Source organism: Rahnella sp. AN3-3W3 (assembly GCF_003263545.1).
In the GTDB taxonomy this organism is placed as follows: domain Bacteria; phylum Pseudomonadota; class Gammaproteobacteria; order Enterobacterales; family Enterobacteriaceae; genus Rahnella; species Rahnella variigena.
Map to the genome: position 1 here is coordinate 1 of NZ_JYDG01000090.1, position 22,284 is coordinate 22,284.

Annotated in this window: 21 protein-coding genes and 1 pseudogene; 9 read left to right on the top strand and 13 right to left on the bottom strand. The window is 53.8% G+C overall.

Annotated elements, in window-relative coordinates; all coding sequences use genetic code 11:
- Positions 1-1,090 (bottom strand): annotated as a pseudogene (gene dinB / locus UC15_RS20510) (DNA polymerase IV); the annotation flags it as partial.
- Positions 1,091-1,371: 281 nt separating this feature from the next.
- On the opposite strand from dinB, the gene dpaA reads away from it, so the two are divergent.
- Positions 1,372-2,097: a peptidoglycan meso-diaminopimelic acid protein amidase gene (dpaA, locus tag UC15_RS20515; RefSeq protein WP_112290549.1), complete on the top strand. Its 726-nt coding sequence runs from the start codon at positions 1,372-1,374 to the stop codon at positions 2,095-2,097.
- Here dpaA and UC15_RS20520 read toward each other — a convergent pair.
- Both UC15_RS20520 and lpcA read right to left on the bottom strand, forming a co-directional pair.
- Positions 2,068-2,835 carry a class II glutamine amidotransferase gene (locus UC15_RS20520; RefSeq protein ID WP_112290550.1) on the bottom strand — a complete coding sequence of 256 codons (768 nt, stop codon included), beginning with the start codon at positions 2,833-2,835 and terminating at the stop codon, positions 2,068-2,070. The genes dpaA and UC15_RS20520 overlap by 30 nt on opposite strands.
- Positions 2,836-2,861: 26 nt before the next feature.
- A complete protein-coding gene (gene lpcA / locus UC15_RS20525; RefSeq protein ID WP_095923131.1) occupies positions 2,862-3,443 on the bottom strand; it encodes a D-sedoheptulose 7-phosphate isomerase in 582 nt (193 codons plus the stop codon).
- A 269-nt stretch (positions 3,444-3,712) separates the two neighbouring features.
- On the opposite strand from lpcA, the gene fadE reads away from it, so the two are divergent.
- Entirely contained in the window at positions 3,713-6,181 is a 2,469-nt protein-coding gene (gene fadE, locus UC15_RS20530) for an acyl-CoA dehydrogenase FadE (protein WP_112290552.1), read from the top strand.
- A 200-nt stretch (positions 6,182-6,381) separates the two neighbouring features.
- On the opposite strand, the gene UC15_RS20535 is transcribed toward fadE, so the two are convergent.
- From UC15_RS20535 to mtnK, 3 genes are all read right to left on the bottom strand, one after another.
- Positions 6,382-7,779 carry a carbohydrate porin gene (locus UC15_RS20535; RefSeq protein ID WP_112290553.1) on the bottom strand — a complete coding sequence of 466 codons (1,398 nt, stop codon included), beginning with the start codon at positions 7,777-7,779 and terminating at the stop codon, positions 6,382-6,384.
- Between the two features lie 292 nt (positions 7,780-8,071).
- Positions 8,072-8,542 carry a DUF1456 family protein gene (locus UC15_RS20540; RefSeq protein ID WP_095923134.1) on the bottom strand — a complete coding sequence of 157 codons (471 nt, stop codon included), beginning with the start codon at positions 8,540-8,542 and terminating at the stop codon, positions 8,072-8,074.
- Positions 8,543-8,637: 95 nt separating this feature from the next.
- Positions 8,638-9,837: an S-methyl-5-thioribose kinase gene (gene mtnK, locus UC15_RS20545; protein WP_112290555.1), complete on the bottom strand. Its 1,200-nt coding sequence runs from the start codon at positions 9,835-9,837 to the stop codon at positions 8,638-8,640.
- Positions 9,838-9,953: 116 nt separating this feature from the next.
- Here mtnK and mtnA point away from each other — a divergent pair, with 116 nt between their 5' ends.
- From mtnA to UC15_RS20565, 4 genes are all read left to right on the top strand, one after another.
- Entirely contained in the window at positions 9,954-10,982 is a 1,029-nt protein-coding gene (gene mtnA / locus UC15_RS20550) for an S-methyl-5-thioribose-1-phosphate isomerase (RefSeq protein ID WP_112290556.1), read from the top strand.
- A gap of 307 nt (positions 10,983-11,289) precedes the next feature.
- Complete coding sequence (locus UC15_RS20555; protein WP_112290558.1) at positions 11,290-11,961, top strand: CsgG/HfaB family protein; 672 nt, start codon at positions 11,290-11,292, stop codon at positions 11,959-11,961.
- A gap of 18 nt (positions 11,962-11,979) precedes the next feature.
- Positions 11,980-12,357 (top strand): DUF4810 domain-containing protein, encoded by a 378-nt coding sequence (locus UC15_RS20560; protein WP_112290559.1) that lies wholly within the window; start codon positions 11,980-11,982, stop codon positions 12,355-12,357.
- Entirely contained in the window at positions 12,354-13,013 is a 660-nt protein-coding gene (locus UC15_RS20565; protein ID WP_112290561.1) for a DUF799 domain-containing protein, read from the top strand. Before UC15_RS20560 ends, UC15_RS20565 begins: the two co-directional genes overlap by 4 nt.
- Positions 13,014-13,497: 484 nt before the next feature.
- On the opposite strand, the gene UC15_RS20570 is transcribed toward UC15_RS20565, so the two are convergent.
- Genes UC15_RS20570 through UC15_RS20580 form a run of 3 tightly spaced genes read right to left on the bottom strand, consistent with a single transcriptional unit; the run spans position 13,498 to position 15,352 of the window.
- Positions 13,498-14,043 (bottom strand): acireductone dioxygenase, encoded by a 546-nt coding sequence (locus tag UC15_RS20570; protein ID WP_112290562.1) that lies wholly within the window; start codon positions 14,041-14,043, stop codon positions 13,498-13,500.
- A gap of 11 nt (positions 14,044-14,054) precedes the next feature.
- Positions 14,055-14,741, bottom strand: coding sequence for an acireductone synthase (gene mtnC / locus UC15_RS20575; RefSeq protein WP_112290564.1), 687 nt, complete (start codon positions 14,739-14,741; stop codon positions 14,055-14,057).
- Positions 14,738-15,352 carry a methylthioribulose 1-phosphate dehydratase gene (locus UC15_RS20580; RefSeq protein WP_112290565.1) on the bottom strand — a complete coding sequence of 205 codons (615 nt, stop codon included), beginning with the start codon at positions 15,350-15,352 and terminating at the stop codon, positions 14,738-14,740. Before UC15_RS20580 ends, mtnC begins: the two co-directional genes overlap by 4 nt.
- 207 nt (positions 15,353-15,559) lie before the next feature.
- On the opposite strand from UC15_RS20580, the gene UC15_RS20585 reads away from it, so the two are divergent.
- The 3 genes from UC15_RS20585 to UC15_RS20595 all read left to right on the top strand — a co-directional run bounded on the left by UC15_RS20585 (position 15,560) and on the right by UC15_RS20595 (position 18,909).
- Positions 15,560-16,720, top strand: a complete 1,161-nt coding sequence (locus UC15_RS20585) for a pyridoxal phosphate-dependent aminotransferase (protein WP_112290567.1) — start codon at positions 15,560-15,562, stop codon at positions 16,718-16,720.
- Positions 16,708-17,481 carry an amidohydrolase gene (locus UC15_RS20590; RefSeq protein WP_112290568.1) on the top strand — a complete coding sequence of 258 codons (774 nt, stop codon included), beginning with the start codon at positions 16,708-16,710 and terminating at the stop codon, positions 17,479-17,481. The genes UC15_RS20585 and UC15_RS20590 overlap by 13 nt, the downstream gene beginning before the upstream one ends.
- 159 nt (positions 17,482-17,640) lie before the next feature.
- Positions 17,641-18,909, top strand: coding sequence for a glutamine amidotransferase (locus tag UC15_RS20595; RefSeq protein WP_112290570.1), 1,269 nt, complete (start codon positions 17,641-17,643; stop codon positions 18,907-18,909).
- A gap of 13 nt (positions 18,910-18,922) precedes the next feature.
- Here the strand turns inward: UC15_RS20595 and uraH are convergent, their stop codons facing one another.
- The 4 genes from uraH to UC15_RS20615 are packed head-to-tail and all read right to left on the bottom strand — an operon-like array spanning position 18,923 to position 22,279.
- A complete protein-coding gene (uraH, locus tag UC15_RS20600; RefSeq protein ID WP_112290571.1) occupies positions 18,923-19,258 on the bottom strand; it encodes a hydroxyisourate hydrolase in 336 nt (111 codons plus the stop codon).
- A complete protein-coding gene (gene uraD, locus UC15_RS20605; RefSeq protein ID WP_112290573.1) occupies positions 19,255-19,770 on the bottom strand; it encodes a 2-oxo-4-hydroxy-4-carboxy-5-ureidoimidazoline decarboxylase in 516 nt (171 codons plus the stop codon). Before uraD ends, uraH begins: the two co-directional genes overlap by 4 nt.
- The gene (hpxK, locus tag UC15_RS20610) at positions 19,767-21,041 is read right to left on the bottom strand and encodes an allantoate amidohydrolase (RefSeq protein WP_112290574.1); all 1,275 of its coding nucleotides are present in this window, start codon (positions 21,039-21,041) and stop codon (positions 19,767-19,769) included. Before hpxK ends, uraD begins: the two co-directional genes overlap by 4 nt.
- Positions 21,041-22,279, bottom strand: a complete 1,239-nt coding sequence (locus tag UC15_RS20615) for an alanine--glyoxylate aminotransferase family protein (RefSeq protein WP_112290576.1) — start codon at positions 22,277-22,279, stop codon at positions 21,041-21,043. The genes hpxK and UC15_RS20615 overlap by 1 nt, the downstream gene beginning before the upstream one ends.
- Positions 22,280-22,284 lie beyond the last annotated feature (5 nt).

Genomic DNA, 22,284 nt, shown 5'->3' on the forward strand with positions numbered 1-22,284 from the left:
CCCCTCCCAGCCTCCCCCTTCGCAGGGGGAGGAGTTTAAATCTAACAATAGCTGCCGCTCTATCTGCGGATCCTCGCAACGTCACATGCAACCCCACCAGCCTGACTCCCCTTCCGCCGCGCCGCTGTTCCCAGGCATCACGCGCGACTTTCAGTAAATCTTCTTTATTCAGCACCGGCCACACGTGTTCCTGCGTGGTCTGCTGGAAATCATGAAATTTGAGTTTTACACCCTGTCTCGCAATGCGCAGATCCGGGCTGACGCGGCTTAAGCGCGTTTGCAGTTCGGGGTACAAACGTTCGATCAGCGCCACGCACTCTTCCCAGCTGTGAATATCTTCGGCCAGCGTACGTTCCACACCGACGGATTTACGCAACCGCTCGGGGGAAATCTCGCGCTCATCAATCCCCTGACAGCGTTCCCACAACACGCGTCCAAACTTGCCAAAGCGTTTGAGCAGTTTCGCCAGATCGTAACGCTGTACATCACCGCAGGTGATCAACCCCTGCTCCTGCAACCGCTGGGCGGTGACTTTGCCGACGCCGGGGATTTTGCTCAGCGGCAAATCTTGTAAAAACGCGTCCACTTTATCGGGCGTAATCACAAACTGGCCGTTGGGTTTATTCAGGTCTGAGGCGATTTTTGCCAGAAATTTTATCGGCGCAATGCCCGCAGAAGCCGTCAGATTGATTTCATCGAAAATGGCCTGGCGAATTTCAGCGGCGATAAGTGTGGCGGAACCATTGCATTGAGTGGCGTCGGAAACATCCAGATAAGCTTCATCGAGTGACAACGGTTCAATCAATGGCGTATAACGCGCGAAGATTTCACGAATGTGGTTTGACGCTTCTTTATAGGCGTCCATTCTGCCGGGAATGACTTTCAGATGCGGGCACAGTTTCAGGGCCATGCCGGTAGGCATTGCACTGTGTACGCCAAATTTGCGGGCTGGATAATTGGCGGTACTGATGACGCCACGGCGGTCACGACTGCCGCCGATAGCGATTGGAATATCGCGCAGGGAAGGATCGTCGCGCATCTCGACGGCCGCGAAAAAGCAGTCCATATCCACATGAATGATTTTACGCATAGCCCTCCCCCAATGACTGTATAAGTATACAGTTGAGTGTGGAGATTTCCAACACAGAAAATGTTGGTTAATTTCGCTTAATTAATCACCATTCATGGCAAGGTAATAAATTTCCGATATCGAAACTCATTATTCATTATTTGGTGATTGCTAAAAAATTAATCAGTATTAATATGGCATCGTTTCAGACAGGCAGTACATAAGAAGAAAATCAGTGGCGGTCTTACAGGCAGTTCCGCTGTAGACAAAATAATCGACATTATTACCAAGCAGGATTTAGAATGATCAGAATCGCGCTGTTTCTTGCGATGCTCCTCAGTTTGCCTTTATTTACAGCAAATTACGCTGTGGCCAGCGATGCTGTCCCGGTCAACGCGACGCTTAAAAAGCAATTGTTAGGCGCTCCGGTTTATATCCAGATCTTCAAACAAGAACGTAAACTCGAATTGTATGCCCAACTCGACGGCGAATTTCGTCTGATCGGCAGTTACGGCATCTGCGATTTTTCTGGCGGTTTGGGAAATAAACGTCGCGAAGGTGATTTCAAAAGCCCGGAAGGTTTCTACAACGTGGATATCCACCACCTGAAACCCGACAGCCGCTTTTATCGCGCCATCAACATCGGTTTCCCCAATGCTTACGACATCTCGCAGGGCTATTCGGGTAAGTATCTGATGATCCACGGAAACTGTAAGTCTATCGGTTGCTACGCCATGACCGACGGCTACATGGACGAAATCTTTACCTATGTGCAGGCGGCATTCCAGTTCGGGCAACGTAATCTGCAGATCAGCATTTATCCGTTCAAAATGACCGATGCCAACATGAAGGCGCACAAAAACTCAAGCTACTACAGCTTCTGGAGCCAGTTACAACCGGGATATGCGTACTTTGAGAAACACCATCAGCCACCGAATGTTGTGGTCACTGACGGTAAATATGAAGTGCTGCAACCGTTGTCTAACACCCCGCTGTCCTCACAGCTGGCGTTCGCCCCGATGAAATAACGCGAACTCACCTGGGGCAATCTTGTTCCAGGTTTCGTTTGCGGTTAGCGGTTGCGTGGCAATCACGGTGACGACATCATTCGGTGTCGTCTGCTGCTGAAAATCAATTTCCACATCCTGATCCAACAACGTTGCCTTTCCGAAAGGCGCCCGCCGCGTGATCCAGTGCAAATTCGTCGAGCAGTATGCCATCACGAAATTGCCGTCCGACAGCAACATGTTAAACACCCCTTTCTGCCGTAACTCATCAGCCAGCGACGCGATATAGCGAAACACCGGCGGCCAGCTTGCAGGGCGGCGCGGATAACGTTGGGTGAGTTTATGCAGCAACCAGCAAAAAGCGTATTCACTGTCTGTCTGACCGACAGGGCGCAGCGTGCCGGTATCCAGCTGGCGGTAACCGCGAAGCTGGCCGTTGTGCGCGTAAGTCCAGTTGCGTCCCCACAGTTCGCGGGTGAACGGATGGGTATTTTCCAGCGCCACTTCGCCACGGTTTGCCTGACGAATATGAGAAATCACCGCGCAGGATTTGATCGGATATTCCTGAACAAGGCGGGCAATGGGCGAATTAAAACTTGGCGTCGGATCTTTAAAAGTACGACAGCCATTGCCTTCATAAAAGGTAATGCCCCAGCCGTCTTTATGCGGACCAGTCCCGCCACCGCGCTGCACTAATCCACTGAAACTGAAACAAATATCAGTAGGGACGTTAGCGCTCATCCCGAGCAATTCGCACATCACCTGCCTCCTTTACGGCAAAAATCTTATGCCTTGACCATCTCTTTTTCGATTAAGAGAATCAGGATATGTATCACTTTAATGTGGATTTCCTGCACGCGGTCAGCGAAACCAAAGTGCGGAACGCGGATCTCCACGTCGGCTGAGCCGTCCATTTTGCCGCCATCTTTACCGGTCAGGGTAATGACTTTCATGCCTTTAGCGCGGGCAGCTTCGATAGCTTTGATCACGTTACCAGAATTGCCGGAAGTGGAGATCCCCAGCAGAACGTCACCTTTCTGGCCAACGGCTTCCAGATAACGGGAGAAAATGTATTCGTAACCGAAATCGTTGCCGACGCAGGAGATGTGGCTGACGTCAGAAATGGCAATCGCCGGATAGCCCGGACGGTTTTCACGATAACGGCCTGTCAGCTCTTCCGCGAAATGCATGGCGTCACAATGTGAACCGCCGTTGCCGCAGGAAATCACTTTCCCACCCGCTTTGAATGAATCTGCCAGCAGCACTGCTGCACGTTGAATAGACTCAATATTTGCCGGATCGCTGATGAATTTATTCAGCGTATCAGCAGCTTCGTTCAGTTCAGTACGGATAATATCCTGGTACATAGCAGCCTCTTTTATGTCCATTTGCAGCCGGTTTACGCACGGCCGATAGCAATAAAACGTTCCGCTGTGCAGTTTAACGGAAAGCCGAAACAGCGAGAAGCAATGAAGCGGTAATGATTCCGATAGTTTCTATTTTTGACGCTTCGTGCGACCGGTTTGTGAGCTGTGTTGTAATTAGCATGTAAACACATTGATAAAGAAATGAGCATGAACTAAAACCATTGTATCCCTACAACAGGTCAGACCTCCTACTACTCAGGAGCTTTACTATGATGGTTCTTAGCATTGTTGCATTTGTCGTGATCCTTGGTGTGTTGTTCTACCACAAGGTCAATCTTGCCCTTAGCAGCCTGATTTTACTGGCGTTTACCGCTGCCATGGGTGCCATTAATTTGTGGACGCTGTGGCTTCTGGTGCCGCTGGCGATCATTTTGCTGCCGTTCAATATCCCTGCCCTGCGTCGTTCATTGTTCTCAGCCCCTGCCCTGCGCACCTTCCGTAAAGTGATGCCTGCCATGTCACGCACGGAAAAAGAAGCCATTGAAGCCGGGACGACCTGGTGGGAAGGCGATCTGTTTGGCGGTAAGCCTGACTGGAAAAAATTGCAGGATTACCCTGAACAGCAACTGACCGAAGAAGAGCAGCGCTTTATTGACGGGCCAGTTGAAGAAGCCTGTCGCATGGCGAATGATTTCCAGATAACCCATGAACTGGCAGATTTGCCGCCTGAACTGTGGGCGTATCTGAAAGAACATCGCTTCTTCGCGATGATCATTAAGAAAGAATACGGCGGCCTGGAATTCTCCGCTTACGCTCAGGCACGTGTGTTGCAAAAACTGGCCGGTGTATCCGGTATTCTGGCGATCACCGTCGGTGTGCCGAACTCCCTCGGCCCGGGCGAATTGTTGCAACATTACGGCACGCAGGAGCAGAAAGATCACTATCTGCCGCGTCTGGCAGAAGGTCTGGAAATCCCTTGTTTCGCCCTGACCAGCCCGGAAGCGGGTTCTGATGCCGGTGCTATTCCGGATTTCGGTATCGTCTGTAAAGGCCAGTGGCAGGGGAAAGAAGTCCTCGGTATGCGCCTGACCTGGAACAAACGCTACATCACGCTGGCCCCTATCGCCACCGTGCTGGGTCTGGCATTTAAACTGAGAGACCCCGATCATCTGCTCGGCAACGAAACCGAACTGGGCATTACCTGTGCGCTGATCCCAACCGACACCGCCGGTGTCGAAATTGGCCATCGTCACTTCCCGCTGAACGTGCCGTTCCAGAACGGTCCGACGCGCTGCCACGATATTTTCGTGCCGATCGACTACATCATTGGCGGCCCGAAAATGGCCGGTCAGGGCTGGCGTATGCTGGTGGAATGTCTGTCTGTGGGTCGCGGTATTACCCTGCCGTCTAACTCCACGGGTAGCCTGAAATCTCTGGCGCTGGCGACCGGCGCATATGCCTATATCCGCCGTCAGTTCAAACTGCCTATCGGCAAAATGGAAGGCATCGAAGAACCGCTGGCACGCATTGCCGGTAACGCTTATGTGATGGACGCCGCCGCGACCCTGATTACCAACGGCATTATGCTCGGCGAAAAACCGGCGGTGCTGTCGGCTATCGTGAAATACCACTGTACTCACCGCGGCCAGCGCGCCGTGATGGATGCGATGGATATCACCGGCGGTAAAGGCATTATGCTCGGCACCAGCAACTTTGTGGCCCGTTCTTATCAGGGCGCGCCAATTGCGATTACCGTGGAAGGTGCCAACATTCTGACCCGCAGCATGATCATCTTCGGTCAGGGCGCGATCCGCTGCCATCCTTATGTTCTGCGTGAAATGGCGGCGGCTGAGAAAAACGATCTGGTTGATTTCGACCGTGCACTCTTCGGACATATCGGCCATGTCGGCAGTAACAATATGCGCAGCTTCTGGCTCGGTCTGACCGGCGGTCGCACCAGCGATACACCGGTTAACGATAAAACGGCACGTTACTACCAGCACATCAACCGTCTGAGCGCTAATCTGGCGCTGCTGTCTGATATTTCCATGGGCGTGCTCGGCGGCAGTCTGAAACGTCGCGAACGTATTTCCGCCCGTCTTGGCGATATCCTCAGCCAGATGTATCTGGCGACGGCGACGCTGAAACGTTATGACGAAGAAGGTTGTAACGAAGCGGATTTACCGCTGGTTCACTGGGGCGTGCAGGATTGTCTGCATCAGGCTGAAGTGGCTATCGACGATTTGCTGCGTAACTTCCCGAACCGTTTCGTGGCAGGTGTGATGCGTCTGGTGATTTTCCCGCTGGGTCTTTCACATGCCGCACCGTCTGACCGTCTGGATCACGAACTGGCGCGCATTCTGCAGCTGCCATCTGCGACCCGCAGCCGCATCGGTCGTGGTCAGTATCTGACGCCAAGCGAGCACAACCCGGTCGGTCTGCTGGAAGAAGCGTTGCAGGATATTCTGGCCGCTGAGCCGGTTCACAAACGTCTGTGCGACGCGATGGGTAAAAAGCTGCCATTCACCCGTCTGGATATTCTGGCGCAAAAAGGTCTGGATGCCGGTCATCTGAGCGCCGACGATGCGCGTATCCTGAGTCGTGCGGAAGAAAGCCGTCTGCGTTCAATCAACGTCGATGAGTTTGAGCCAGACGCCCTGGCTGCGCAAAAACCAGAAGCGGAGAAAGACAGCGTAAAAAAGGCTGAGGCGAAACCCCGCCACACCGAAGCTGCCTGATTTAACGTTTAATCCATAGAAAAGCCTGAGTGTTTACGCACTCAGGCTTTTATTATTTGTGAAGATACACACGTATTACCCTAAAGAATTCAGGTTGCAGGAAGGCGGCAAGTGAACGCATCCCCAGAAACATAGATAACTATGTGACTGGGGTAAGTGCGCGAAGCCAACGCATCTGCAGCCAGAATTATGACGGGTAATCAGAAGTAGTATTTAAAGCGGACACGCGCCCCATACCTCTGGTCACTGTCATCATCGCTGCTGTAAGTTTTATCCGCTTCCAGCATGGAGATGTACGCGCCCAGATAAACGTTGAAGTTTTCCATGTTCATGACGTTCGGGATCAGGTAGCTGGCGTGAACGGTATGGATGTCGTAGTTGCCCGGCTCATCGAACCAGTCATCGTCGTAATCAGATGCGCGGACACCCTCGATATTAAAGTCTTCAATTTTGTTGTGCGCGTAGATGTAACCCAGCTCGAAGTTTTTCCACAACGCATTGGCACCGACGGTGAAGTCCTTCTCATCTGACGCATCCATATACGCCGTGCTCAGGTTTGCTATCACGCCATTTTCCGGGTCAGCTTTCTGGCCGTCCCAGGTCATTGTCAGGCCATAACCATTACGTTTGGACTGATCGACGAATTCGTTTTTATCGTTGGTGTAACCATACGCGTTGTTCACCACGTTGGTTTCCATTGCCGCCGCGACTGAGAAGGCATCCCCTTTCCAGGCAATGATCGGGCGCAGATAGGCAACGTTTTTGTCATTCTCAAGTTCGTTGCCATGATAGTTTTGATCGGCAAACAAGGCTGAACCGTTTTCCAGCAAGGTATTCAGCTCGAAATACCAGTTGCCGATATTTTTATTCAACATGATGTTGCCGCCGCTGTCACTACGCCCGCGCCCTTCTTTCATCATATAGACATAGCCATAACCATCGGCGTACAGGTCGTTGGCGGTATTCCCGGAGTATTCGATGAAAGTATCCTGATTAAGCGGGAACATATCGTAGGCTTCGAAACGACCGATTTTTGCCATCCAGTCTTTTTCCTCACCGAAGAAGAAGGCGGCATCATCAAGATTCATCGAGCCATTCAGGTCAGCCGTTGGCTGTACAGAGAAACCAGAGAACTGACCATTATCATTACGGCGATAACCATCCAGCCCGATTAATAACCGTCCGTTAACATCCCAGCGCTCATTATTTCCCGGCTTCCAGTTTTTATTGTCACTGGTTCGCACAGAGGTTAATTGCCCTGTACGACTTGCGCCGTCGATATTAAACTCCACATCGCCATACAGTTTTAAATTATCGAATCCATTAAGTGTTAATAATTTGTCTTTCGATATTCCATCTTTTTTAACTTCTACAGGGTTAGCTTCTTTTACGATAGCAATTTCCTGTTCGCGTTTGATGTCCTGATGTTTGAGCTGCTCAATTTGCTTTTCTGCCGTTTCTGCTCGCGTTTCTGCCTGCTGCAGACGCTGTTCGAGTTGCGCCATGCGGGCTTCCAGACTGCTTTGAGACGCCGCAGCCACAGAAGAACCCGAAACGGCAAATCCAACGAACAAGGCCAGCGCTTTAATTTTTGTCATAAAAAGATATCCTTTTCACTATAAAATTTAACCGCTGCCCTTCAATTAACAGCGGTGTTTTATTTTTTTTGAAATAGTGCCCAGAGGTATTACGGCGAGGGATGAAGATAGTTTCCGGATTAATATCCTGTCAAAAATAAACTGGAAAAACGTGAAGTGAGAAAGGAAATAACTAAATTCCGCAATTACAGAATCAATAAACGTAAAACGGGAGCCTTTTTTGAGGCTCCCGCTTATTATTCACTAATGAAGTATTCTCTGTGAAAATATTTATTTCATGAATACTTTATGTTCAGCCCTTCTTAGGACGCACTTTCGCCGTCAGCCCTTTCAGGAAATAACGCATTACCTGATCGCCGCAAGGACGGTAGTTTTTATGGCCTTCCTTGCGGAAGAACGCACTCAGTTCGCCTTCGGAGACTTTGAAATCTGCCGCAGTCAGCACGGAAATCATGTCTTCGGTTTTCAGCTCAAACGCCACACGCAATTTTTTCAGCATGATGTTGTTGGTCAGACGCTTTTCTACTTCCGGTGCCGGGAAGCGATCGTCTTTACCGCGTTTGAAGGTGATCAGGCCATTAAGGAAGTTTGCCATCACTTCGTCTGGCACTTCCATGTAGCCTTCTTCGTCTTCTTTTTTCAGGTAACGTGACATCACTTCAGGGCTGACAGGCGTACCGGTCGTTTTAAGGATCTCAATCAACTGACCTTCGCTCAAATCCAGCATGTAGCGCACGCTGCGCAAGACATGGTTATGCATCATAATTCTGTATTCCTGTTAAAAGTAAACCGAGGAAATGCCACCGGGTTTACCCCTACGCACCTCGAAGGCGGGCATTATACAAGAATCTTACAGGATTAGCTGAACTGACGGATCCGCGCAATAAGTGACTCCACATCGCCGATTTGTTGTGCGGTCAGAATGAGTTTTTGTCCGAGGCTCAGCGCGTGGCGCTGGCAATCGGCGCGCATCGCCGCATCTTTAATGGTATCGAGATCGGCGACGTGCGCCAGTCCGATGGTGCGGCGGATCAACTCCGCGCCGCAATACCCGACGGCATCGTGCCAGACTTCCTGCAGGAAAACTTCCGCATAGCCCGGCTCCGCCAGCGTCGGATCCTGGGATTTATCCCGCGCCAGTTGCAGGAAACGCTCCGAGAAGCTCAGCCACAGTTCACGCACATCTTTCAGGCGCTGCTCACGGCCATCTGCCGCTTCACGCACCCCGACCAGTCCCGGCAGGCCACAGTAGTTCAGCAGCAGATTTCCCATTGCCGAACCCGGATCAAATCCCAGCGGACCGTAATAACCGAATTCCGCGTCGATGGCTTTCAGTTTACCTTCGGCGACGAAAATCGACCCGCTGTGAATATCGCCGTGCAGCAACGCTTCCGCTTTACTCAGGAAACGGTGTTTCAGCGCAGCCACCGCCAGTCGCAGCGGTTTATCCGCACGCAGCGCATCCACTTCCGGCTGCAATACGGCATCAAAATTATTGCGTTCGTGATCGACATACGGATCGGTAAAGAACAGATCTTCGGTGATCTGACACAATTCAGGATTAGTGAAACGGGAAACTTCAGCTTTTTTGGTCTGCGCGTTCTGGAAGAAATCCGAGGTATGGAACAACGTCTGCGCCAGATATTCTCCCAGCTGGGCAGAAGCCTGCGGGTAGTATTTCCCCTGCACCAGCTCGCTACGCCAGATGTGATGATCCGACAGATCTTCCTGCACCATCACCGCCAGTTCTGCGTCGTGATGTAAAACGCTGACCGTGTGCTGCGGGCAATACTGACCGTGAATGATCAGGGTTTCAGCTTCAATGCGCGCACGATCTAAGGTCAGCGGCCAGGATTCACCCACACAACGTACATACGGCAGCGCCTGTTTGACAATCACCCGGCTTTTACCCGCAGTATCGCGGATCTTAAACACCAGATTCAGGTTTCCGTCACCGATTTCATCGGCAGTGACCAGGGATTGCGGATCTGCCACGCCGCCAAACTGACGGGCATATTCAACGGCATCTTTGGCGGTAAATGTGTAGTAGCGCGACATCCTGACCTCTCGAATTCTTTTTTAGCCTTTAAAGCGTTTAGACGTCTATACATCCGTTACGCATGTTGGCAGAATAAGTGACCAGATGCAACCGGGCAACAAGGATTTAACCAATAATGCAAAGCCTCACAACCACCAGTTTACGTATTCGTGAAAACCAGCTGTGGATCCTCGACCAGCAAGCCCTGCCGCAACGGTCTGACTGGCGCGAATGTCGCGACGTCAGCGAACTGGTGGATCACATCCGCACCCTGCGCGTGCGTGGTGCGCCGCTGATTGGCTTGTCCGCCAGCCTGCTGCTTGCCCTGCTGGCTGAACGGGGAATGGCGCAGGATGAATTACATCATGCGCTGGACACGCTGCGTGCCTCGCGCCCGACCGCCGTGAATCTGATGAACAATCTCGACCGGATGAAAGTCGCGCTGCAACAACCTGATTACGTTAAGGCGTTATCAGAAGAAGCATTGCGTCTGGTGGATGAAGACAAGGCATTGTGCGAAAGCATTGCCACACATGGCGCTAAGCTGGTCACACCCGGCAGCCGCCTGCTGACCCATTGCAACACCGGCGGGCTGGCAACGGCAGGCGTCGGCACGGCGATCGGGGTGATCCGCCGCGCCCATGAACAGGGGAATGTAGAACAGGTGTGGGTGGACGAAACCCGTCCGCTGTTACAGGGCGGACGTCTCACCGCCTGGGAGCTCGGTGAGCTGGGCATTCCTTATCAGCTGATTTGTGATTCGATGGCCGCCAGCCTGATGGCACAAAAGCGCGTCGATGCCATCTGGGTCGGCGCTGACCGCATTGCTGCGAATGGCGATGTTGCCAACAAAATCGGCACTTACAGCCTGGCGGTTCTGGCGAAATATCACGGCATTCCGTTCTACGTCGCCGCACCGCATACCACGCACGATCCGCATTGTCCGAACGGTGCCGCTATCCCCATCGAACAGCGCGACGCACGCGAAGTCACCGGCGTTTCCGGCAGTTTTGGGTCCGTGCAATGGGCACCGCTGGACGCACAGGTTTATAACCCGGCGTTTGATGTGACGCCTGCAGAGTTGATCAGCGGATGGGTGCTGGATGGGGGCGTGGTGACGCCGGATCAGGTTCGCGAAGGGATCTTCAGGCGAGCCTTACGTTAACCCTCTGGTAAATAATGCAGCGCCTGCAGGCGCTGTTTTTTTGAGCTAATGATAAAGAAAATCCATTAATGTAAGGAAATCGAAAAGCAATATCTGTTAGGATTATCATTAGCCAATTTTAAATTTTACTCTCTCTCAGCGCCGGTATTCCGCGCCCTAAAGAGTAAAAATGGCTATTGAGATAATTCATCGTGTTAAGTGAAATATCTCCTGATACTTATTGGAATAACATTAAGTCAAATTATTTTAATTTGGCACGGGCAGCCCTTGCCCGTTAATAAAAATTAAATTGACAAGGAATAGTAACATGAGGAAATCAGTTTTCATTTTGTCGGCAATGATTGCGGCAGGCACATTAACAGGGTGTGCAACAGAATCATCCCGCACGGTTGAAGTTCAGAAAGTCGCTTCTTATAACACGCAATATAATGGCCCCCGCAGTCCGATTTCTGTCGGCAAATTCGATAACCGCTCAAGCTATATGAGTGGCATTTTCTCTGACGGCGTCGATCGTCTGGGCAATCAGTCTAAAACTATTCTGGTGACTGACCTGCAACAAACTGGCCGCTTTAATGTTTTAGACCGCACCAATATGGCTGAAATTAAAGAAGAAGCCGGAATTAAAGGCCAGGCGCAAACTCTGAAAGGTGCTAATTACGTCATCACCGGTGATGTGACTGAGTTTGGTCGTAAAGAAGTCGGCGACAACCAGTTGTGGGGCATCCTCGGCCGCGGTAAGCAACAGATCGCTTACGCTAAAGTCAGCCTGAATGTTGTCAATGTTCAGACCTCTGAAGTGGTGTATTCCTCACAGGGCGCAGGCGAGTATTCCCTGTCCAACCGTGAAATTATTGGTTTCGGCGGTACTGCCAGTTATGACTCTACCTTAAACGGCAAAGTGCTGGATTTAGCAATCCGTGAAGCGGTGAATAACCTGGTGAATGGGATCGAAAGCGGCGCATGGCGTCCGGCTAATTAATAATACGGATATTATCAAATGACATTACGTAAAACCCAACGCGCCGTGTTAAAAGGTGGATTTTTTACCCTAGCGTTATTATTAGCGGGCTGTGCAAAACAGGCTGACACATCATTATATAACTGGGATAACTATCAGAAGACCGTTTACCAGTATTATCAGGGTGACAAAGTCGGCCCGGAAGAACAAATCGCGTCATTAAAAGAGTCGATTGAAAAATCCCGTGCAACCGGTAAAGCCGTTCCACCAGGCCTGCACGCCCAACTGGGATTACTTTATGCCAATACCGGTCATACCGATCTGGCATTTCAGGAATTCAATACTGAGAAAAGTTTATTTCCTGAGTCAGCAACCTACATGGATTTCCTGCTGAAAAATAAAGGGAGTGTTAAATGAAACGTTTATTCCTGCTGACCGGTATGGTGCTGACGTTGTTGCTGACAGGCTGCGCGAAAAAAGCGTCTTACGATTACACCGCGTTTAAAGAAAGCAAACCGAGATCGATTCTGGTCCTGCCGCCGGTGAACCATTCGCCGGACGTGAACGCCAGCCACAGCATGCTTTCAACTGTCACGGCACCGCTGGCAGAAGACGGCTTCTATGTCTTCCCGGTGGCTGTCGTTGAGGAAACTTTCAAGCAGAACGGCATAACCGGTGCGGAAGATATCCGTGCAGTCAGCGCCGCCAAACTGCGTGAAATTTTCGGCGCGGATGCCGCGCTTTACATTGATATCACCAGCTACGGCAGCAGCTACATGGTGGTTTCCAGCGAAACCCGTGTCACCGCTAATGCCAAACTGGTGGATTTACGCAATGGCAAAGTGCTGTGGACAGGTAACGCCACTGCCTCTGACAGCGAAAATGACAACAACAACGGCGGGATCATCGGCATGCTGGTTCAGGCTGCGGTGAAACAAATCTCCAGCACGATTTCCGACAAAGGTCATGATATCGCCGGGCTCACCAGCTACCGTCTGCTGAGTGCATCTCAGACCGACGGCCTGCTGTACGGCCCACGCTCACCGAATTATGGTAAGCAGGTAATGCGTTAAAGGCCTGAAGAAAGCCGTCCCTTGCGGGACGGCTTTCTGGCTTACTTGCCCGGTGCGTTAATGATCACATTAAGAGAGTTGTTGGAAATGCTCCAGCTCCCCTTCCCTTGTGTCAGCGTCGCGCCGGTGACAACGAGAAAGATACAGATGTACCGTTTCATTGTGCGGTCCTTGCAAAGACCGCTTCACGTCAACACCACCGGTGATATCTCCGTGAAACAAGCGCTGGGTTGCGCCTGCGTTGACGGTCATTGGACATCCTTTTCTGAAACCGGTGCCCGTTTGCTAAGACGGCGTAAAGGGCCGCCACAATCATACACTTGTTGTCGACCAACTTGACAAAATTGTTCAGAAAGCAGACTATGTTGTGGCTGGGTTGCGCTTGCGTTACATCAGTAACGAAGCCCGCTGGAAAGGCCGCTAACCTGACCAGCACAAAAAAACCACCTTCTGGTGGTTTTTTTGTTTCTGCAGTACGCAAACCTTACTCCCCCATCCTCGGGTACGCATCGGCAATCTTATCGCCGGTGAAATGCGCCACCCAGCCTTCCGGATTGTCGAACACGCGGATTGCGGTAAATGACGGAGAGCCGCCCATGTCAAACCAGTGGCGGGTGTTGGCCGGTACGGAAATCAGATCGTTCTTCTCGCACAGGATCTGGAAAATCTTACCATTGAGGTGCAGGCAAAACAGCCCTGCGCCTTCAACGAAAAAACGCACTTCATCTTCGCCATGCGTATGTTCGGAAAGGAATTTGGTGCGCAGCACCTCGCGCTGTTCGTTGTCCGGACGCATGCTGATCACGTCCCAGCTTTGATAGCCTTTTTCTTCGACCAGCTTGTCGATTTCATGCTGATAAGCGGCAATCACGTCCTGCGGCTGAGGATTCGCGCCTAAATCGCGGTCGGCCTGCCAGCGTTCGAAACGCACATCAATTTTGCTCAGTTCGGCGGCAATAGCATCGCCGTCGCGGCTTTCCCACACCGGTGCGGAAGGATCCTGGTCACTAAAAATCGTCAATGCACTCATGGTCAACCCTCTTATAAGAATGTTTCTAAGGCTATCTGATCAAAACGATTAACTTGCAGGTGATCGCTGAGTTCGTCAGCGTCATCACGGATCAGCTTACAGGTATGCCAGCCCGCCAGGCGCGCGGCATCGAGTTCCTGACGGATGTCCGATAAAAACAGTAAATCCTGCGGCGGCAGGATCAGTTGCTCGGCGATGTTCTGATACGACTCCGTTTCACGCTTGGCCCCGACGCGGGTGTCAAAATAGCCGCTGAACAGCGGCGTTAAATCACCGGCATCACTGTAGCCAAACAGCAGTTTTTGCGCGTCCACCGAACCGGAGGAATACACACAAAGTTGCAGACCTTCGGCTTTCCACGCTTCCAGTTGTGGCGCGACGTCGTCATAAAGATGCCCGCGAAAATCGCCATTCTCATAACCCGTGCGCCAGATAATGCCCTGCAAGACTTTCAGCGACGTCGATTTCACGTCGTTGTCCATGTAGGTAAAAAGCTGTTCGATCAGCGCTTCGACGCTGGCCTGTGGCCGGTCGATTTCAGCGCGTAAGGCGTCCAGCGCCGCTGCGACGTCCGGCTGTTCATGCTCATGACGCAGGAACTCCGCCAGACGCTGACGGGCATAAGGGAATAACACCTGATGCACAAAACGGATATCCGTGGTGGTGCCTTCAATATCAGTGACGATGGCGCGGATCATTTAGCCTCCAGCAGGCGACGTTGCAGTTCACACTGGAACAGGAATTCCAGCCCTTCCAGATGGCGGCGCGCTTCGGCCACATCCCGTCCCCAGCAAGTCAGCCCGTGGCCGCGCAGCAGAAAACCATACTGCAACGGCGCGTGCTCTGACGAGGCAATAATCTTCTGCGCCAGCGCAGGAATATCCTGGCTGTTGTCGAAGATCGGGATCACCACCTGATCAAGGTGCGAGGTCTGGCCACTGAGCGATTTTTGCATCTCGTAGCCTTCCAGCACCAGCGCGCCGCTGCGCTCAACCCGCGATAACACGGTCGAATTGACCGAATGGGTATGCAGTACCGCGCCTGTTTCAGGATAGCGGGAATACAGCATCGTGTGCAGCCCGGTTTCCGCCGAAGGACGACGACCGCCCGGCGCAAAGCCGCTTTCCAGTTCCACCAGCAGGAAGTCTTCTGCGGTCAGGGATCCTTTGTCTTTTCCTGATTCGGTGATCAGGCAATGGGCATCGCCTTCGCGTACAGACATATTACCGCCCGTCGCCGGGCTCCAGCCTTTCTGACCAATCCAGTGACAGGCCGCCAGCAGCGCGCCCAGTTGCAAATTCTCTGTCATTTTTATCCTGTAAAACCGGTGCGTTGAGGGACTCAGTTTGGCGTGAAACAGCGATATATAAAAAGTTAAGTGCCTTAGACCGAATTGGCATTTAGCCATCTAAGCGTCTCGATTGCCAAATATTAACATCGTGTTATATTGTCAGCAACATCGCTATTTGCACACCTGACGCCTGTCAGGTCAACGGTCCAGGAGTATTGACCCGCCATGAGCACAGCAGCATTGATCCCCGAAAGTAAACTTCCTGCCTTAGGCACCACGATTTTCACCCAAATGAGTGCTCTGGCGCAGAAACACAATGCGATTAACCTGTCGCAGGGTTTTCCTGATTTCGACGGCCCGCAATATCTGAGGGATCGTCTGGCGTATCACGTCAGTCAGGGTTCGAACCAGTACGCCCCGATGACCGGCACCGCGCCACTGCGTGAAGCCATTGCCGCGAAAACCGAACAGATTTACGGCTATGCGCCGGACGCCAACACCGACATCACCATCACAGCGGGCGCGACCGAATCACTGTATATCGCCATCACCGCGCTGGTGTCGAAAGGTGATGAAGTGATTGCTTTTGATCCGAGCTATGACTGTTACGCCCCGGCGGTGGAACTGGCGGGCGGCGTGATGAAACGCATTCAGCTACAGCCGCCGGAATTTAAAGTGAACTGGGCGGAATTCGCCGATCAGATCACTGACCGCACGAAGCTGGTGATTATCAACACCCCGCATAATCCGTCGGCCACGGTCTGGAGCGACAGCGACGTCGAACAGCTCTGGCAGACCATTGCGGATAAGCACATTTTTGTGCTGAGCGATGAAGTGTACGAGCACATTTGCTTTGCACCGCAAGGTCACGCCAGCGTGCTGCGTCATCCCGAATTGCGTCAGCGTGCTATTGCGGTGTCATCGTTCGGCAAGACTTATCATATGACCGGCTGGCGCGTGGGTTACTGCATCGCACCGGCAATTATCAGCGCCGAACTGCGCAAGGTTCATCAGTATCTGACCTTCTCGATCACCACGCCGGTTCAGCTGGCGCTGGCGGATATGCTGCGTGAAGCACCGGAACACTGGCAGGAATTACCGGCCTTTTATCAGGCTAAACGCGACCGTCTCGCGCAGGGGCTGGCCAACAGCCGTCTGAAAGTGTTACCCAGTCAGGGCACCTATTTCCTGCTGGTTGATTACAGTGACGTGTCCGATTTAGACGACGTTGCATTCTGCCACTGGCTGACTGAACATGTCGGCGTGGCGGCCATTCCGATGTCGGTATTCTGCGCCGCACCTTTCCCACATAAACTGATCCGGCTGTGCTTCGCCAAACAAGAAGCCACGCTGGACGCTGCCGCGGAGCGCCTGTGTCAACTTTAAAACTGTCCGTACTGCAACAGCCGCTGGTGTGGCTGGACGGCGAGGCAAACCTCGCGCATTTCGACGGCCTGCTCGGTGCGCTGACAGGCCGTGACCTGATTGTGTTGCCTGAAATGTTTACCACCGGTTTTGCCATGCAGGCACCGGGCAGCGCGCTACCGGAATCGCGTGTGGTGCAATGGCTGCAACAATGGGCGAAACAACTCGGTGCGATGATCGGTGGCAGTGTGGCGCTGAGCACCACGGAAGGCGCGGTGAACCGTTTCCTGCTGGTTGAGCCGCAGGGCAACGTGCATTTTTACGATAAACGTCACCTGTTCCGCATGGCCGGCGAACACAATTATTATGTGCCCGGAAAACGTCGTGAAATCGTCGAATGGCGCGGCTGGCGTATTTTGCCGCAAGTCTGTTACGACCTGCGTTTCCCTGTGTATTCACGCAACCGTCAGGATTACGACCTGGCGCTTTACGTCGCCAACTGGCCTGCCCCACGCAGCCGTCACTGGCAGACATTGCTCGCCGCCCGTGCCATCGAAAATCAGACGTATGTTGCCGGTTGCAACCGCGTCGGCCACGACGATAACGGTCATTATTACAGCGGCGACAGCCTGATCATTAATCCGCAGGGTGAAGAACTGGCGCGGGCAGAACCGGGTTCGGCGATGATTATTGAGGCCGAATTATCACTGGAAGCGTTACAGGATTACCGCGAAACCTTCCCCGCCTGGCGCGATGCCGATACCTATTTGCTGCACGATTAAAGAATCAAAGAACATGTCCCCGGCCTTCAGCGCCGGGTTCACATCCGACTCAGCCTTGCTCTCCTCTCCCCCTTTTTGTCAGCGCATGTAAACACATCCCTGTGTGGATCAATTCTTGCATTCAATACCCCCGCAAAAACATCTGACAGAGGAACACTGATGACCATCACCTTTATTGCACACTCCACGCCCGAACCTGCGTTGTACGGCGCGATGGCGGCGATACTTGCTGAACTCCGCGCGTTGCCGCTGTGTCACTTTCCCGTCAGTCATGATGCACAACGTTACCCGAATGCCCGTCAGCACGTCACGGCGCAGGGACACGCACTGACCAGCGGGCTGGTGTGGCTTGAGCGCCTGACCGGGCGCGGTGCGGGTGAAGAAACCGGCCTTGAATCCCTGATTTATCGGGCACTTAAAGAAGATATCGTCGTGCCATTGCGTGAGCCTTTATCCGCGGGCATGGCGGCACAAATCGCAGAACACGGCATAGAAATTGAGTCACTGACCGTGGTGCGCAATCAGGATAAATTCCAGCTGGAAGATTGCGCGACCGGCAAAATTCGCAGTAACGGCTGGGGGCGCGATGCCTTCGGGCGCTGGGCGTTAGGCTCTGTTTCGCAGCCGGTGATGCGGGCAGGAAAAACACTGCGCGTGGCGCTGGTGGGCGATTTTGCCGAGCAACGCGACAGCTATCCGGCGATGCTCGCTGCACTGGGAGACGCCGCCGATGCACTGGCAATGAACATTGACGTGGTGTATGTGACAGCGGCGTTACTGGGCAGCCAGCTCGACTGCACGCTTTTCGACGTCGACGGCATTATTTTACCGGGCGCAACGTTAACGCAGGGCGATCATCAGGCCAGCGCGCTGGCGACTGCCGCCTGGGCACTGGAAAACCGTACGCCGGTGCTGGGCATCAATCAGGGAATGCATCAGATGGTGACGGCGCTGGGCCAGAAAGTGCTCGGACAGGATCGGGTGGTGATGCACGGCCCGTCAACGCTGGGCAGTCTGCAAACCGGTCTGCCGCTCGCCGAACACACGCAGCCGCGTCCGGGGAATCATACGGTCATCACCCGCAGCGGCAGCCTGCTGGCGAATAAAATGGGCGATGAGTTTACGCTGCGCTATAACCAGCGCCGCTATCTGAACCCGCATTTACTGGCAGAACTGGAAAGTACGGGATTGCGCATTACGGGGTATGACGAAAGCGGGGAACAGGCGCAGGTGGCAGAGCTGGATAATCATCCGTTCTTCCTCGGCGTTCAGGGACAACCGGAACTGATGTCACGTCGCGAGCGCCCGCATCCGCTGCTGATGGCGTTTCTGCAACAGGTGCGTCAGGGCAATCGTGACCGGGATGTCAGCCACGCGGCGCTGACCCAAAGCGTGCGGTTAAAGCATCCGCACCTGCTGATGGGCTGAATGACAGAAAGGTCTAACTGCCGCGATACGTTGAATAAGAATAAGGACTGATCAGCAGCGGCAGATGGTAATGATCCTGCTCACCGTCGATCACCACATCAATGATCGCCGAGTGATACAACGTTTCGCGCCCCGTTGCCGTGAAATACGCGCCGATATCCGCACACAACCGGTAATGCCCGGAAGCCACCGGTTCCGGCGTTAATTTTGCGGCACGGCCATCGGCATCGGTTTGGGTTTCGCTGATGAGCGTGATGTTCCGCCCTTCAAGGCTTTCCAGCCAGACGCGCACATTGGCCGCGGGCTGGCCCAAAGACGTATCGAGAATATGGGTGGTGATGCGTGTCATAACGGGAATATCTCCTTTAAACGCAGCAGGGTAATTTCTTTGAGTTGTTGCGCCGTTTCCTGATCTTCAGCGTCCGGTGAATTCTGTAACCGCCGTTGCAGATTATCCAGAATCTCCTCTGAACTGCGCCCTTTCGCGCGTATCAGAAACACCCGTCCGAAACGTTGCTCATAACGCAGGTTGCCGTCATGCAGCGCATCGATCACTGCCTGCTGGCTGATATTGAGCGTCGCCTGTTCGCCACGGGAAAGCTGCGCTTCTTTACTGGCTCCGCTGGCGCGTTCGCCGATACGCGGATGTGACGACAGCGCCTGAGTAATATCTTCCGGTTGCCAGTTTTCACAGGCCGCTTCGGCGCGGCGCAATACGTCTTCCACAGAAGCATAAGGCCGTCCGTCACTGACAGTTTTCGCCCACGAAGGGATATTCACCAGCGGGCGCAACAGGGCAACGGCTTCAAATTCGGATAGCGCATTGAATTTGGATAACGAGCCGGAACCTGCGAAGGTCATAAATGTCCCTCAGCAAAACTCAGCACCGTATTGATATACGCCTGCACCGCGTAAGCTACATCTCCGGTAGTGACAGATTCATCAGGATGATGGCTGATGCCGTCTTTACAACGCACAAACAACATACCGACCGGCCAGCATTCAGCCATGGCAATCGCGTCATGCCCGGCCCCGCTTGGCAATGACATCGCCTGTCCCTGCAGGTGTAAAACGCTCTGACTCAGACGGTGCTGCAAACCGGCATTACATTCCGTCGCGCTGATGCCGTAAAACTGTTCGGCAGCGAACGTCAGGCCGCGCCGTGCGGCGATATCCCGGCCTTTCGCCAGCAGTGTTTCCAGCAGCGCAGAGAGATCATCATCACGCGGACCGCGTACATCCAGCGACAGCTTCACCTGACCCGGAATGACATTCACCGCGCCCGGCAGACATTCCAGGGTGCCGACCGTCGCCACCAGATTACGGCCAGTGGCAGTAGTGATGCTTTCAATCGCCAGCGTCCATTCAGCGGCGGCGGTCAGGGCGTCCTGACGCTGCCCCATCGGCACGGTTCCGGCATGACCTGCGTGACCGGTGAATTCGCAATTAAGGCGACGCGCACCGTTAATCGCCGTGACCACGCCGAGCGGCACATCCGCCGTTTGCAGACACGGGCCTTGTTCGATATGCAGTTCCAGATACGCGCAGAAATCGCTGACCGCGCGCTGTGACGCGCCGATTTTCAGCGGCTCCAGCCCGGCATTCCGCATCGCCTGTGCCACCGAAATTCCCTGCGCGTCCTGACGTTCCAGCCAGTCCGCCGGCCAGGTGCCGGTCAGCCCGCGGCTGCCCAGCAGCGTGATACCAAAACGCGTCCCTTCTTCATCGCAGAACCCGACAATTTCCACCGCCATCGGCAAACGGATGCCGTTGTGATGCAAATGCGCCACCACTTCCAGCGCGGTCAGCACGCCCAGCGGGCCGTCGTAACGCCCCGCATTACGCACGCTGTCGAGATGTGAACCGAGCAGGATGGCCGGAGCCGAAGCGTCCAGCCCTTCGTAGCGCCCGCAGATGTTGCCGACGCTGTCCTGCCAGACGCGCATACCGGCCGCTTCCATCCATCCGCCCACGACCTGATTGGCCTGCAAATGTTCGGCCGAGAGATACACGCGGGTCAGCTGACCCGGCGTTTCACTGATGGCGGCGAGTGCATCGCAGCGCGCCATCACCCGTTCAGCGGCACATTTTGCGCTGTCGGAAACCGCAGCCAGCGTAAAGGCTTCTGCCATTACTGGCCTCCTGCGTAGTGATCCCAGGCGGCCTGCGCCCCTGCGCCGTATTTAGACGCGTAGCCGAGACGGTTAAGCACCGCTTCCAGCGCCACCAGCGTCTGCAACACGCAGTCTTTACGCGCGTTGTAACCCATGGTGCCGATACGCCAGATTTTCCCGGCCAGCGGGCCAAATGAGGTGCCGATTTCAATGCTGAAATCGTTAAGCATCATCTGGCGCACCTGTTCGCCATGAACGCCCTGCGGAATGACCACGCCGAGCACGTTATTCATGCGGTTGTTCATGTCGCCGAACACTTCCAGCCCCATGCCCTGAATCCCTGCCAGCAGTGCGCCGCCGTGCAGTTTGTGGCGGGCGATACCGGTATCGAGCCCTTCCTCCAGAATGATGCGCGCACATTCGCGTGCCGCAAATAACATGCTGGTGGCTTCAGTATGGTGGTTCAGACGCTCCGGTCCCCAGTAATCCATGATCATGCCCAGATCGAAATAGTTGGAGTAGATCATCTCCTCATCGCCGTCGGCGTGGTCGGCGGTACGGATACCTTCTTCCACGCATTTACGGCGGCGGATTTGTTCTTCAAAGCGCGGGCTGATGGTCACCGGCGAGCTGCCGGAAGGACCGCCGAGGCATTTTTGCAAACCGGCAGATACGGCGTCTAAACCCCAGGCGTCGGTTTCCAGCGGGTTGCCGCCAAAGGACGCTGTGGCATCGGAATAGAACAACACGCCGTGACGGCGGCAGATTTCACCCAGTTGCTCCAGCGGCTGCAACATGGTGGTGGACGTATCGCCCTGCACGGTCAGCAACCAGCGCGGTTTCACGGATTTAATCGCATCTTCGATTTGCTGCGGATCAAACACTTCGCCCCACGGCGCTTCAATGGTGTGAACTTCAGCGCGACAACGACGGGCAATTTCACACAGCAGATGACCGAAACGACCAAACACCGGCACCAGCACTTTGTCGCCCGGACGGATACCGGAAAGCAGCACGGCTTCGATCCCGGCGCGCGAGGTGCCGTCGATCAGCAACGTCCACGGGTTTTCGGTTTTATACAGCGCACGGTACAGCGCCATCACTTCGTTCATGTAGCCGGTCATTACCGGGTCATATTGCCCGACCAGCTGGCTCGCCATCGCCCGCAGTACGCGCGGATCGGCATTGATGGGTCCCGGCCCCATCAGCAGACGGGTTGGCGGGTTGATTTGTCCGGGAGAGATGAAATCTGACATAGTTA